The organism is Microcoleus vaginatus PCC 9802 (assembly GCA_022701275.1).
Taxonomy (GTDB): Bacteria; Cyanobacteriota; Cyanobacteriia; order Cyanobacteriales; family Microcoleaceae; genus Microcoleus; species Microcoleus vaginatus_A.
Genome location: CP031740.1, coordinates 442,004 through 455,889, shown reverse-complemented (window position 1 = coordinate 455,889; position 13,886 = coordinate 442,004). Strand labels below are relative to the sequence as shown.

Sequence of the window (13,886 nt, the reverse complement as noted above, 5' to 3'; positions counted from 1 at the left end):
AAAAGTTAAAACTTAAAAACTCCCTTAATACTAAACACTCACAATCTAATTAATTCCCCTAAAATTATTGAGGGGAATTTAACTTAAAATTCAAAACTTAAAATTCAAAGCTATTTAAAAATGGGACTCAAGCGGCGGGAATTTTTGCAGCAAGCTGGCCGGGTGCTGGCCGCCATCGGAATCAGCGAGGCCCTGTGGCTGCCGTTGGGCGATCGCTACCTCCAAGCCTTAGCGCAGCCTACAGCCAGGAAATTGGCTTTGTTGGTTGGCGTTGACAAATATCCAGATTCGCCCCTGCACGGCTGCGTCACGGATGTGGAATTGCAGCGGGAACTGCTGATATATCGGTTTGGGTTTGTGCCGTCGGATATTTTGACTTTGACTGACGCTAAAGCTACGAGGGAGAATATCGAGACGGCTTTTGTCACTCACTTGACTCAACAAGCAAAACCCGGTGACGTGGTAGTTTTTCACTTTAGCGGCTGCGGTAGCCGAGTCAGTTGGGGCGAGTCTCCCGGAAAAATGCAAAACAGTTTGGTGCCGGCGGATGATGTTTTGCCGTTGTTAGCAAACCGGGCGGTGAACGATATTTTAGAGGAAACGCTGTTGCTGTTGATGCGATCGCTCGCGACAGAAAATGCGATCGCCATCCTCGACACCAGCTACACCTATCCGGGTTTCCCCAAAAACGGCAACTTTCGCATTCGCTCCCGCCCCCGCCCCACCATCGGCGAGCCTCGCCTCGCAGAATTAACGTTTGCCCAAGACCTCCGCTCCCGCCCAAATCTCCGTCCGGACGCCGCCGTACTTGCCGCGGGCGCGAATTCCGCACTCGCCGCGGAACAAGAGTGGAACGGATTTACCGCAGGTTTGTTTACCTACGCCCTCACCCAAACTTTGTGGTGGGCAACTCCCGCTAGCAGCTTCAGCGTCAGTTTCAGTCGTGTGGCGGGTAATGGTTACAGCAAGCTGGCGGGGTTATCGCAGCAACCGCAAATTCTCAATCACGATTTAACAACCGCGCCGGCGGTGAATTTTTCAAATTTAATCTTGAATTCCCCTGCATCTGACGGCGCTGTGACGGCGGTGGAAGAGGGGGGCAAAACTGTGCAGTTGTGGCTGGGGGGGTTGTCGCCCGGGGTTTTGGAGTGCTGCGGGGGTTCTGTGTTTGCTGTGGATTCCTCCGGGGGCGCGAGACTTTTGCTGCGGGGACGCACGGGCCTCTCTGCTAAAGCCCAAGTTGTAGACGGGTTCGATCGAACAGACGGGCAACTAACAGTCGGCGAATTGGTGAGGGAAGAAATTCGGGTATTGCCGCGAAACATCGGTTTGACAGTAGCTTTGGACTCGGGTTTGGAACGCATCGAGCGGGTGGACGCCACCAGTGCTTTCTCGACTTTGCCACAAGTTTCGGCGGTAGGCAGCGAGCAATTGGCTGACTGTCGGTTCGGCAGAGTCCCGGAAACGACTTTAGCCGAAACAGTCTCGCCTCACGAGCCTGCTTTGTCTCAAAGGCGTTACGGTTTGTTTTCTTTGGCTCAAATGCTGATTCCCGATACTGAGGGCGACGGGGGAGAAGCAGTTAAGGTTGCGGTGCAGCGCTTGACTCCGCAGTTGAAAGCGCTGCAGGCGGGGAAGTTGCTGCGGCTGACAGTCAATGAGGGGTCTTCGCGCCTGAAGGTGCGGGCGGTTCTGGCAACTCTCGCACCGCAAGCGCGGGCCGTGGCGCAGCGAGAGCCGGTGCGGGCCGGCGGTGATTATCGGCTGGAACCCCTGAGCGCGGAAAGTGAGAAATCGGCAAGCGCTCATATACTAAGTTTGGCAGAGGGCAGCCGAATTAGCTACAGGTTGTATAACGACAGCGATCGCCCGGTTTATTTTGCGGTGTTTTGCTCGGACAGCGCGGGACGGCTGTCAGTGCTCGGCACTGAGGGCAAAGAATCTGTGGGAGTTATGTCGCGGGCGATCGCTCCTGGGGAGAATTTGACCGTGCCGGCGGCTGGGGCTGTTGGGTTGGCGGTATCTGGGGCGATCGGACTTGCGGAAACTATGATTATATTTAGTGAGAAACCCTTCGCTCAAACTCTGGCTGCAATAGAAGCCGAAATGCAGCAAACGAGGGATGCCCTGCCAATTCGAGCGTTGTTGAATCCTTTAAATGTGGCGCGGGCGGTGCTCGAAGATTTGCACGCGGCTAGCATTCCAGGGGTGCAGAAAGTGGGGATATCGACGGATGATTTGGCTTTGGATGTGAATGTTTGGGCAACTCTGAGTTTTGTTTATCGGGTGGTTTAAGTGTTAAAAACTCCTCGCTCCTAGTCGCCGATTGAAATCGCTTTTGACCTCAAACTACACAAACGGACTCCACCTACGCGAGACTGAGAAATCATACCAAATCCGGCTTAAATACCCCCTCGCTCTCGCTTGTCTGCGGAGGCGGACGAAAGTTTGACTTGTAGAGCGGTTTCCCCCACCGAATCAGAAAGGAGGTGGATTTCTGCGGATTTGGTATAATAAATCAAGAGTGATAAAGCTTTTCTACCATTTGAGCCAAGCGTTTCATTGCAGTTTCAATCTCATCATTTGTTGCAGTCAAACTGATGCGTAAACACTCATGTTTGTGCTGCCAATCTTCCCGCAAACCAGGGAAGAAAGAACTTCCCGGCACGACAATTACGCCGACTTTTTTCAACTCTTGATACAGTTCCCAATCAGTCATTGGCAAATCTTTCAGCCACAACCACGCGAAAATTGCTCCTTCACCCCGGTGCAAAAACCACGGCAAATCCTTCGGCATTGCTTGTTCTAGAGTGGTTTCTACGATCGCAAATTTGCTTTGATAGTACGGGCGAATTACGTTGATGGAAATATCGGCAAGAGCGCCGGACGCAATGGCACGAGTTGCGATCGCCTGTCCGTATCTGGGCGAATGAATGCACATATTGGTCTGAAAACATTCTAATATTTGAATGATTTTTTCATCGCCGATCGCAATTCCGATTCTTTCACCCGGTAATCCGGCCTTCGACAAACTCATACAGTGCACGATATTGCCACCAAAAATCGGCGTCATTTCGGTAAAATTCAAGGACGGGAACGGAGGGCCGTAGGCGGAATCAACGAACACCGGCACGTCGAAAGCGGCCGCTAAATCGGCAATTTTCTTAACTTCGTCGTCGGTGAGAACGTTGCCGGTGGGGTTGCAGGGACGGGAAAAAATGACGCAACCGGTGGTTTGGTCGATCGACAATTGGCTGAAATCCGGGCGGTATTTGAACCTGTGGGCGGCTGCATCAATATCGAGGGTGGGTTTGCAGGCGACTACCGCTTCGGGAATCAAGCTAACGCCGCCGTAACCCGTGTAGTCTGGGCTCAGCGGTAAAACAATATTTTTAAGCTGTTTGCTGGTAGTGTAGCCGCCGAAAGCGTTGGCTGCGTAGAAATAGATCGATTGACTGCCGGGAGTAATTAGGATATTGCGATCGGTCAAATTCAATCCGTAACGCTGGTTGAAATCCTCCCGCACCGCATCAATCAACGGCTGATAGCCTTGACTCGAACCGTAGCGACAAACCACCTCACCGTATTCCGGGCCCGCCAAAAGTTCCGCAGTGCAGTCGCGCCACAACTGCTCGACTTCCGGCAAAATCACCGGGTTTCCGGCGCTCAAATTGATAAACTCCTGCCCGCTGCCGGCTCGGAGTGTTTCAATAATATCTTTCATAATTGCCCGAACTCCCGTGAGGTGGGACATCTGAGCGCCAAATTGAGTCAGGGCAGGGTTCATAGCAAATGCAGCGACAATGATAGAAGTTTACAGTTTATCTATAATAACTCCAGTCGCAGGCGTTAGCGTAGCTTGACTGGGGCATGGGTTGTCGATCGAGCATCTGATTAATTCAATAAACTCGATCGCACAGCATTTTGTTTTTCCCCTCTGTGCGCGCCGGAGCACAAGATTCAGGGCATTTGTGGAGCCCGATTGATCGATCGAACAGTGTTTTTTGCCTAAAAATTAGCGAACGGAACAGCATTATCTAATTCAAGAGTTTTGGTAAGATTTCACACTGCCGCGCCCCATGAATTGCCCATACTTGACAGCAGCCATTGGAAACATCTAAGATTAGCACTATAACCCGATCGCAACAGAATTTCATTGGCTCCGGTTACTGCTATAATTGCAGGTTTAATCCAGCCTCAAGACTCAGATTTGTTGCTAGCTCATTTTCATGATTCGCGGTTTGCTGACAGCGGTGCATTTTATCATCAATCCGACTAAAGCCAAGATAGCTCGTAAGGTCGCCCTTTGAGTGGCGTTACATAACAAACACGTAAATTCCAACCCCAATTAACTGCCGTAAAGTTCAACACGACAATGACACACTTTCCACTTATAGAATATGAGCAACTTAGCGATCCTAAAGCCAAAGCAGTGTACCAAGAAATATTGACAGACTTGGGGTTTGGTATGGTCCCCAACCTGTTCAAGTCAATGGCAATCAACCCTGACCTATTAGAAGCAAATTGGAAAAAATTCCGGGGCACCATTCTGCAAGGAGACTTACCCCGCACGCTTAAAGAAATGGTCGGCGTCGCTATTTCCCAATCAAATAATAGCGAGTACGCACTCCAAGTTCACCTGCACGGATTGTCAGCCTTGGGGATGAGCGAAGAAATCCTGCGAACCCTAGTTTCTGACTTTGCCAACTGCCCTTTGCCAAAACGTGATAAAGCCGTAATTAGGTTTGGCTTGCTCGCTGCTACAAAGCCCCTGGAAATGACAGAAACTGATTACCAAAACCTGCGGGATTTAGGACTTGATGATTGTGAAATATTTGAGATTATTGCAACAGCAGACTTGTTTAGCTTTGTCAACCGATATACGGATTCAATAGCCCTCGAAATAGATGCTTTGTAATCTATATTTTATACCCATATTATGGGCGATCGGCTAGAAGATCAAGATCGAGAAGAACTTCTGTTGACAGCCCGGCGTTTGTTAGCAGAAGCTCAAGCGCTTTCCATCCGCATTTCCGCTGTCAACGAAGTTGCCACTGCCATTAACCGCACCCTCGATCTCAACCAGATTTTGCGGGTAATAGGCAAGCAAGCCAAATGGTTGCTAGACTTTGAACACTGTAGCGTTTGCCTGCACAGCACTAACGCTTGCATGACCTTATTTGGCCGGCATATCCCTGTAGATATTGCAGCCCTCCCAGAGGGCGGCCCTATTCACAAGGCTTTCACAACACGTCAACCTCAATTAATTCAAGAAGCGGGTGCTACTGCTATTTTATCCCCCTACGCTTCGCAAATTATCATTCCTTTGGAAAGCGAAGGTAAGGTTTTAGGGACAATTAATTTTGCCACAACCAAGCCACGAGCTTACACTCAAGAAGATTTACGAATTGGCTATCTTTTGGCTTTGCAACTATCCTCAGCCATCCGCAATGCTGAACGCTTTAAAGAGATAAATAGCCTGTATTCCGAACTCGATGCCGAAAAGCACAAATCTGATCAGCTACTGTTGAATGTGCTGCCGGTTGAAATTGCCGAGGAACTCAAAAATAACGGCAAAGTGGAACCACTTTATTATGATAACGTATCGGTTTTATTTACTGACTTTAAAGGCTTTACTCAGTTATCTGAAAAAATGACGCCGCGAGAGTTGGTTGACGAACTAGATTATTGTTTTTCTTATTTCGATCGCGTGATGGATAAATACTCTATGGAAAAACTGAAGACTATTGGCGACAGCTATATGTGCGCGGCGGGAATTCCTACGCCTCGCCCAACACACGCCTTTGACGCTGTACTTGCTGCCCTAGAAATTCGACAGTTCATGGATTTGCGGAAATTGCAGAAAGCTCAACAAAATATCCCTTATTGGGATATCCGCATTGGCATTCATTCAGGTCCAATACTTGCTGGGGTAATTGGCCATAAAAAGTTTTCCTATGATGTCTGGGGAGATACAGTTAATATTGCATCTCGGATGGAATCTTCTGGCGTACCTGGAAATATTAATATCTCTCACGACACGTTTGAATTAGTTAAAGATTTTTTTGAATGCGAATACCGAGGAAAAATTTATGCTAAAAATAAAGGCGAGTTGGATATGTATTTGGTTCACCATCTTAAATAAATTAGGGAATGGCTAATTGCTAAGGGAAAATGGCTAACCGAGCCTTTATTCTATTTTAGATTTTAGATTTTAGATTTTAGAATTGGGAATTACTGATTACTACCACGGTTGGAATCCCAGGCCTACAGTTGCCGTTTTTTTTACTTGTGTTAGATATAGCAATCCTCGCATCAGTCGTAATTTTTTTACCCCACCCCAACCATCTCCTTGGTAAGGGGAGGGAGTAAGAAATTTATAAAAAATTTAGGAGGGCTATATTGAAATAAAACTTAAAGATGAACTGAGAATATATCGCTCGAAGTTTTTTTTCATAGTTCGGTATTGTATCAGATTGTCACCAGGCTATACTAAAATAATCGAGTTAGAGATTTTAATTTTTTATTATTTATGCGTATTTGGCAAGCCGATTTTTACCGCCGCCCTCTCCAAGACGAAACTGGCAAACCACTGTGGGAACTCTTAATTTGCGACTCGGAAGGCAGTTTTCAATTTAGCGCTGTTTGCCGCCAGGGGGACGCAAATTCTAATTGGCTAGCTTCGCAGTTGCAGCAGCAAGCTCAAACTCAGAATTTGCCGGCATTGATTCAAGTATTTAGGCCTCAGTCTCTGGGCTTAATCGAAGCTGCGGGCAAAGTTTTGGGTGTCAAGGTAGAAGCGACTCGGCGCACTGGGGCTCTGAAATTGCTGCTGCAACAACGCGCCAAAGAATATTTGAGTATGCCTAATTATACAGGTGAAACTTACAGTGCGATCGCCCTCGACTCGCCGCCGCCCGTGCCTTTACCCGAAAACCTCTGGGGCGATGGCTGGCGTTTTGCTTCCCTACCCGCCGGCGACATTGAAGAGGCTTTCCAAGGGCGTCCCCTGCCAATTTTGGAAATGCCAGAATTGCTGTTACCGCTGAATTTGGGCTTGGCCTCAACAGTGCCCGTACCAGGAGTGGTGATTGACGGCGGACGCCAGTCTATGCGGTTGGCTAGATGGCTTCAGGATGCCAAGCCTTTCGCTGTGAATTATATTGCTGGAGAACCAGACGGATTGATATTGGAAGCTGGGTTAGTAGATAGGTGGGTTGTGGCTACTTTTGAAGATAGCGAGGTGAAAGCTGCAGCCCAAATTTACCAACAGCGCAAGCAATTAAGTAAAGGATTACATTTTTTGTTAGTCCAGCCCGATGATAGTGGCATGACTTATACAGGCTTTTGGCTGTTGAACTTTGAGCGATAAGAGGGAAATAATATTATTTGTGATGTTGATCCATCGCGCGCCGAAAAATAGTAAAACCTTCTCCGAACTCAGTTCCCGGAGATACAGACTCAAACACAACTTTTAAAACAGCTTCTTGAGCTAGCAAGAGATAGTGTAGCAAAGTTATTCCACAACTAAAATTAATCCGTTTCGGATGCCCTGACACACCCGGTTGATGTGAGAGTGGTCTTTTTCGTCAAGACCTTTCTCCGCTAGCATTGCTGACTTCAGCAGCCGTCTGTCAAGGGGGGTAATTTGCCGAAAAGCAAAGATGCGCTGGACGATCGCCTCGATCGTGATTTTGGGGACGTTACCAGAACTGACTGTCATGGTCTTAACACGCTAAAAGTAGGTAACAGAACTGTGTATCTTTATTTTTAAAGATTTTGTGAAGTTATTTGGTGATTAAGATCACACAGTTTGTGTGACAAAATAGTGTATATAGGGTGACTTTTGTCAGGAAATCTTCAATTATCTTTATCCCAACTTAACGATGGCCCGATAGAATCACTCTTGTAAAACTCAGGCAGAAAGTAAAAATGGCACAAGCAAAAATCGGAATTATCGGCGGCAGCGGTTTGTATAAAATGGAGGCCCTCAAGGATATTGAAGAGGTGAAAATTGATACACCTTTTGGAGCGCCATCCGATGCCGCAATTGTGGGAACATTGGACGGTACGCCGGTAGCATTTCTGGCTAGACACGGCCGCAACCACACTTTTTTGCCCTCAGAAGTGCCATATCGGGCAAACATTTATGCAATGAAGAGTTTGGGAGTTGAGTATTTAATCTCAGCGTCGGCGGTTGGTTCTCTCAAAGCTGAGGCGAAACCTTTAGATATGGTAGTGCCGGATCAGTTTATCGATCGCACAAAAAATCGAGTTTCTACCTTTTTTGGAGAAGGAATTGTTGCTCACATCACATTCGGCGATCCGGTTTGCGGCGAATTGGCTAAAGTATTGGCAAGTGCGATCGAATCCTTGAACCTCGCCGACGTTACCCTCCACCGGGGAGGCACCTACGTCTGCATGGAAGGCCCCGCATTTTCCACAAAAGCAGAATCCCACCTTTACCGCAGTTGGGGGGCGACAGTCATCGGGATGACAAATTTGCCGGAAGCAAAATTAGCCAGAGAAGCAGAAATTGCCTACGCAACTTTAGCATTAGTCACAGACTACGACTGCTGGCATGAGGATCACGACAGCGTAACTGTAGAAATGGTAGTTGCAAACTTGCACCGCAATGCAGCAAATGCCCAAAAAGTCATTCAAGAAACAGTCCGGAGGTTAACAGAAAATCCCCCCGTTTCCGAGTCGCATTCAGCTTTGAAATATGCAATTCTGACTCGGCTGGAGCAAGTGCCTGCCGCAACTAAGGAGAAAATGGGTTTGCTCTTGCAGAAGTATTTGTAGTTGAAATTAAGTTGCAATCATGAGGTTATAGGTGACTCCACAGGTGTAAGGTGTGCAGCGCGCACCCTACATCATGGGGAGAAGGCAGAAATATTTGTATATCTAGCATTCGTCCTGAGTCAAGAGTCAGAAGTCAGGAGTAAGATCCATTGCCTATCAAATGTTTTAACAATAGACATCTCCGAAAATATTCAAAGCTCTTCTCTGGCTACTTTTGAATCTCTCGCACTAAGAGTGCTTGGTTCTCTACAAGTAACGGATCTATGGGCTTGTTCAGCTATGTTAATAATAATTAGTTTGATATCGGATCTTTTATTATTTTTTAGAAAATTCTTTTTTAATTATTAGCCTATAATACTATCGTTCCTATTCGCCATCTTATTAGTCCGCACACACTCAAGATTACCTCTTCAGAGTTTTCCCTTCTTAAGCGAAATTGGTCCTAGGAAACTACATAAGTTTTGAGGCGTTTTATTAAATGTGCTACTACTATCTTTTGTCGGGCTTTAACCCATCTTATTCATTTTTTTTCGAGAATTCGTGATTTATTGGCTTTTGATGCGACGTTTGAATTGCTGATTCCCCTAGGGAAGCTTTGTCTCTTTTATATTTTTGATTCTTCCCTAAGTCCTGGCTTATTTATATCCATAGATTGAGAACAGTTTTTGCTCCCAATTCTCTACCATTACATCGACTCTATCTTTTCTCTGTGACATCACAATCACTTAATTTTTAAAGGAATGTATGTGTTTTATTCTGCCCTGAATAACACTTTTTTGTTATACATTTTCTCTGGAGCTTTCCCCGAGCTGTTCAGAGCTATCTGCTATTAATTAAAAATCGAGAGAGTATTTTTTCTACCCACTGCCACCCACTGTCCTTTTTTTTACTTGTTCTAGTAAACTGGGTGGCAGTAATTCTCTTAAAAGTTTTATCCAATAATGGAAAAAGTCATTGGCTGTAGATTCACTTAATCTCAACTATAATCCTAGCATTTGAAACCTGGGTAACTGATGTAAATATGTTACAGCACTTTGCTTAACAGTTAGGTACAATAGTAGAGGTGGTAAGAAAGAAAAAAATGAAACCCTACTCCCTAGATATGCGTCAAAAGATTGTTGACACTTACGAGGCAGGTAACACCTCTATTCGGCAAGTAGCAGAAAGATTTCAAGTCAGTAAAAGTACCGTACAAGCCCTACTAAAGCGAAAAAAAGAGACAGGAAGATTACTCCCTAGTCAGGCAAAGGGCGGTAAACCGAGTTTACTGTTTGGTCACGAACAACAGATTGAAGAGATGGTAGCCCAGTATCCAGATTACACACTAGCGGAATACTGTGAGTATTGGCACGAAAAAACAGGAGTATGGTTGAGCGAGAGTGCGATGTGCCGATTCCTAAAAAAGCAGCAACTCACTTTGAAAAAAAAACACTACGCAGCAGTCAAGCCCATAAAGAAATTAATCAAAATCAGCGAATAGAATATTGGAAAAAAATCCGAGATGTCGCACCAAAAGATCTGATATTTTTGGACGAAATGGGCGTATTGCTAGGGATAATGAGATCCAGAGCTAGAAGTAAAAAGGGAGAAAGAAGCTACGATATCAAGCCATTTTATAGAGGAAGTAGGGTGACAGTAATTGGTGCAATAACCAACAAGAAGGTCATCGCCATGAAAACAATGAAACAATCAATGAATGGAGAAGAGTTCAAGAAATTTGTGCAAGAACAATTGGTTCCCAAATTATGGAAAGGAGCGGTATTAGTTATGGATAATTTGAAGGCACACAAGGTAGAAGGTGTGGAAAAAATGATCGAAGCAGTGGGAGCAAGAGTAGTGTATTTGTCACCGTACTCACCTGAGTTTAACCCCATCGAACATTTATGGTGGGAATTAAAGGCATGGCTCAGGAGATTTGTACCTCGAAGTGTACAGATTGTGGAAAAACTATTGGAATTGGGTGTGAAATTATGTTCAAGTAAGCAAATCGAAAATTATTTTGCTCACTGCTGTTACTGTACCTCTTAGTCACGCAAAGTGCTGTAGTGTCACCAAGCTCGGCTCTTTTGTTGATAATGAAGGAGCGACGCCCTCGACCTAGTTTTATTATTCTCATCTTTATTTTATCTCGTTCCTGTTGTTTTTCTTGCTCTAATAACTCAGCCGATTGAATTAACTCTATTAGTTGTTCATATTCCATTTCTAACACCCTTTTTGTGTGCTGGTATTTTTTTTAGGTACTCTTGCAGATTATTCATTTTTATTTTTCCTAAAACTACATTTTATCATTTTTTCTTGATTCAGGCTTTTTAGTTTCGAGGTGGCTAATAAACTCTATGTTTCTTTGCTAATTTAATAAATTAAATATTCTAAAGTGCGGTTTGGGTAGGAGCTGAAACACCACTATTACTTCGAGTTCCATGTTTTTAAATGAGGGTGGCATTTGCACCTACCTGCAAGATCCCGTCAACACCTACTTTATTTTTTAATTTAAGACCGTGCCTCTTACTTTATTACTGGCATGGGGAGCGGTATTTGCTGTTAATTTATCAAATATAAGATATTCACAAACTATGTCTAAATAATCTTAAATATTCCCGCGCTCGCCTCCAAACTCCTGGGGTGCCGATAGTAAGAAAAATATTGACACAATCGGAAATATATGGTAAAAAGAGTACCAGTTATCCTTTGAGTTGTGCTGATTTTCGCGACCGCCGCTCAGCAGCGACTAATGGCAGTCAGTTCAGGTGCACAAAACTTTCCCTAGAAACGGGCGAGTGCAACTAATTTTCATCCCGCCGTCATCTCAAACTGAAAATATTTAGAAGTGAAAAACAGATGCAAAACGCTACTAAAGAAGCACTCAATCCAACTTTTCCGCGTTCAGTATTATCAGTCAGCCGCGACGAATTTGGCAACAAAGAAGACAACCCAGATGCCAAAAATTTACCGCTAAAGATGAACGTTAAAGAGGGAAAGCTACCGCTAGATTTACAAGGTCACGTATTCATTGTTGCACCAGTCGGCTCGATAGATTCGCCCGACGCTCAAGGTCATCCGACTAACTCCACAGTTTACCCGTCTTCAGACGGTACAACCCCGCTTTATAACGGCGACGGTATGATTTACCGTCTCGATTTTGACAACTTGCAAGCCGGAGCATTTCTAGCTTCAAGATTGGTAAAACCCCCTTGTTACTATGCAGATGCAGCCGCCGACAAGTGTCCGACATATAACGCTTTGAAATTTGAAAATTACGGCATTACCCGCATATCTGGGCAACTGGGTGTCAGGAACCAGCTCAATACAGCATTTGTGCCCTTGAAATTTTCTCAAGATGAGAGCGAACGGTTGTTGGCTACTTGGGATGTAGGCCGCCCTTACGAAATCGATCCGAAAACCCTGGAAACTGTTACCCCAGTCGGCAGCAGTGACGAGTGGAAAGAAGTTACTAAAATTGGCTTGCCTGGAAAGCCGCCAACTCCCTTTAAAATCATACAAACTTCAGCCCATCCCTGCTTTGACCCTTATACACGGGAAATGTTTACGGTCAATATCGGGCGATCGATCTCAAATGTTTTATCGCAATTGATTCCCCTAGCTTATATCTTCAAAGAAATTTGGGATTGGATTATGCAGGGGTTGCAAAAAATATTTAATATAAAGAAAAAAAACCTTCTTACCTCACCAAAACTAGAGGAAAAACCCCTATCTGTCAGGAAGAAAGTCTCGACGACAGTGGAGAGTTTTTGGAAATTTTTGCGAGGCTCAGCCGGAATCTTTACAGATAACTTTGTATATATCCTGCGGTGGGAAGGTTCAGGAAGTCTGCAAAAGTGGAAAGTGCAGCACAACGGTTTGTCGATTAAAATTAAGCAAAGTATCCATCAAATGGCAGTGACAGAAGATTATATCGTGCTGCTGGATACAGCGTTCAAAGTTTCTTTAGAAGAACTGCTGCCAACACTTACTAACAAAAACTATCAGCGCTTTGAAAAGTTTGTCAGGAATTTTCTCGATCGCCCGCAATTAAGCGACAACTCTTTCTACATCATCCGCCGCAGCGATCTCAAGCCAGAAAAAAGTCATGTCAGTGCCAAGAAAGTGAGAATTCCCGGCGAAGCCGCACACTTTCTTGCAGACTATAAAAACCCTAACGATTTAATTACCCTGCACCTGTCTCACGTTTGTGCGTGGGATGCGGGGGAATATCTTTCCGAGTTTGATTTTGACGACGATAAAACCGCTAATTTAGAAGTCAACAATTTGCCGCGTCTTTATGGAGCGATCGCAGGGCCGATGGACATCAGCAAATTTGGATGTCACGTTGTCAACGGCAAAACTGGAAAATTAGTCAAAGAACATCAAGATGTCATCATGGATGAAAAGTATACTTGGGGGCCGGCTATCTGCACATATCAACAGCACCCGCTGCCCGATCGCCTGCAAGACATCTACTGGATTTGTTTGGGATGTTGGGAAGATCTCAAAACACAACACATGGTTGACTTGTACAAAAATTACAAATACCGAGAATTAAGTTTAAAATTAATAGACGACATTACCAAAAAGGGAAGACCATCTAATTTATTGCGGCTGCACATCGCTCCTCAAGAAAGCGTTAAGGAAGGCGACAATCGCCTGAGTATCGCAGATGTTTATCAATTTCCCGACGGTTACTGGGTAATGTCGCCGCAATTCGTACCGCGCACCGATAGCGGAATTTCAACAGACGGTTACATCGTCTGCCTCGTTCACTACGGCGACGGCAGCGACGAAACCAACGGCAATGAAGTTTGGATTTTTGATGCTGCTAACTTGAACAGCGGGCCTGTTTGCAAGCTCTGGCATCCTCAATTTAACCTAGCTTTCACCATCCACACAACCTGGCTGCAAAAAGTGGAGAAGCGCACAGCAAGCTACTGCATTGACCCACGGGAAGATTACAATAAAATCGTGCAGCAGCAGTCGCCAGAAATTCAGGATTTATTTAATAAATGGGTGTATACCAAAAAGGAACCAAAGAGAGAAGCTGACTGCTAATTAAGTTAGTCAAAATCGGAAGCATCCCGATTTTGCAA

General features: G+C 45.2%; 10 protein-coding genes. 8 read left to right on the top strand and 2 right to left on the bottom strand.

The annotated features are described in order from the left end of the window. The first annotated feature begins 120 nt into the window (after window positions 1-120). Window positions 121-2,295 carry a caspase family protein gene (locus tag D0A34_01870; GenBank protein ID UNU17774.1) on the top strand — a complete coding sequence of 725 codons (2,175 nt, stop codon included), beginning with the start codon at window positions 121-123 and terminating at the stop codon, window positions 2,293-2,295. Between the two features lie 223 nt (window positions 2,296-2,518). Here D0A34_01870 and D0A34_01865 read toward each other — a convergent pair whose 3' ends face one another. Beyond that, a complete protein-coding gene (locus D0A34_01865) occupies window positions 2,519-3,787 on the bottom strand; it encodes a valine--pyruvate transaminase (protein UNU17773.1) in 1,269 nt (422 codons plus the stop codon). A gap of 588 nt (window positions 3,788-4,375) precedes the next feature. Here D0A34_01865 and D0A34_01860 point away from each other — a divergent pair. From D0A34_01860 to D0A34_01850, 3 genes are all read left to right on the top strand, one after another. Then, on the top strand, window positions 4,376-4,918 hold the full coding sequence (locus tag D0A34_01860; protein ID UNU17772.1) for a carboxymuconolactone decarboxylase: 543 nt from the start codon (window positions 4,376-4,378) through the stop codon (window positions 4,916-4,918). A gap of 21 nt (window positions 4,919-4,939) precedes the next feature. Further along, entirely contained in the window at window positions 4,940-6,145 is a 1,206-nt protein-coding gene (locus D0A34_01855) for an adenylate cyclase (GenBank protein ID UNU17771.1), read from the top strand. Between the two features lie 387 nt (window positions 6,146-6,532). Continuing rightward, entirely contained in the window at window positions 6,533-7,372 is an 840-nt protein-coding gene (locus D0A34_01850; protein ID UNU17770.1) for a DUF1092 family protein, read from the top strand. A 144-nt stretch (window positions 7,373-7,516) separates the two neighbouring features. On the opposite strand, the gene D0A34_01845 is transcribed toward D0A34_01850, so the two are convergent. Next, window positions 7,517-7,723 carry a hypothetical protein gene (locus D0A34_01845; GenBank protein UNU17769.1) on the bottom strand — a complete coding sequence of 69 codons (207 nt, stop codon included), beginning with the start codon at window positions 7,721-7,723 and terminating at the stop codon, window positions 7,517-7,519. Window positions 7,724-7,932: 209 nt separating this feature from the next. Between D0A34_01845 and D0A34_01840 the strand changes: the two genes are divergently transcribed. The 4 genes from D0A34_01840 to D0A34_01825 all read left to right on the top strand — a co-directional run bounded on the left by D0A34_01840 (window position 7,933) and on the right by D0A34_01825 (window position 13,848). Beyond that, the gene (locus tag D0A34_01840; protein ID UNU17768.1) at window positions 7,933-8,805 is read left to right on the top strand and encodes an S-methyl-5'-thioadenosine phosphorylase; all 873 of its coding nucleotides are present in this window, start codon (window positions 7,933-7,935) and stop codon (window positions 8,803-8,805) included. A gap of 1,063 nt (window positions 8,806-9,868) precedes the next feature. Then, entirely contained in the window at window positions 9,869-10,285 is a 417-nt protein-coding gene (locus tag D0A34_01835; GenBank protein ID UNU17767.1) for a transposase, read from the top strand. Next, complete coding sequence (locus tag D0A34_01830; protein ID UNU17766.1) at window positions 10,171-10,833, top strand: IS630 family transposase; 663 nt, start codon at window positions 10,171-10,173, stop codon at window positions 10,831-10,833. The genes D0A34_01835 and D0A34_01830 overlap by 115 nt, the downstream gene beginning before the upstream one ends. An 810-nt stretch (window positions 10,834-11,643) precedes the next feature. Beyond that, window positions 11,644-13,848, top strand: a complete 2,205-nt coding sequence (locus D0A34_01825) for a lignostilbene-alpha,beta-dioxygenase (protein UNU17765.1) — start codon at window positions 11,644-11,646, stop codon at window positions 13,846-13,848. The last annotated feature ends 38 nt before the right edge of the window (window positions 13,849-13,886 follow it).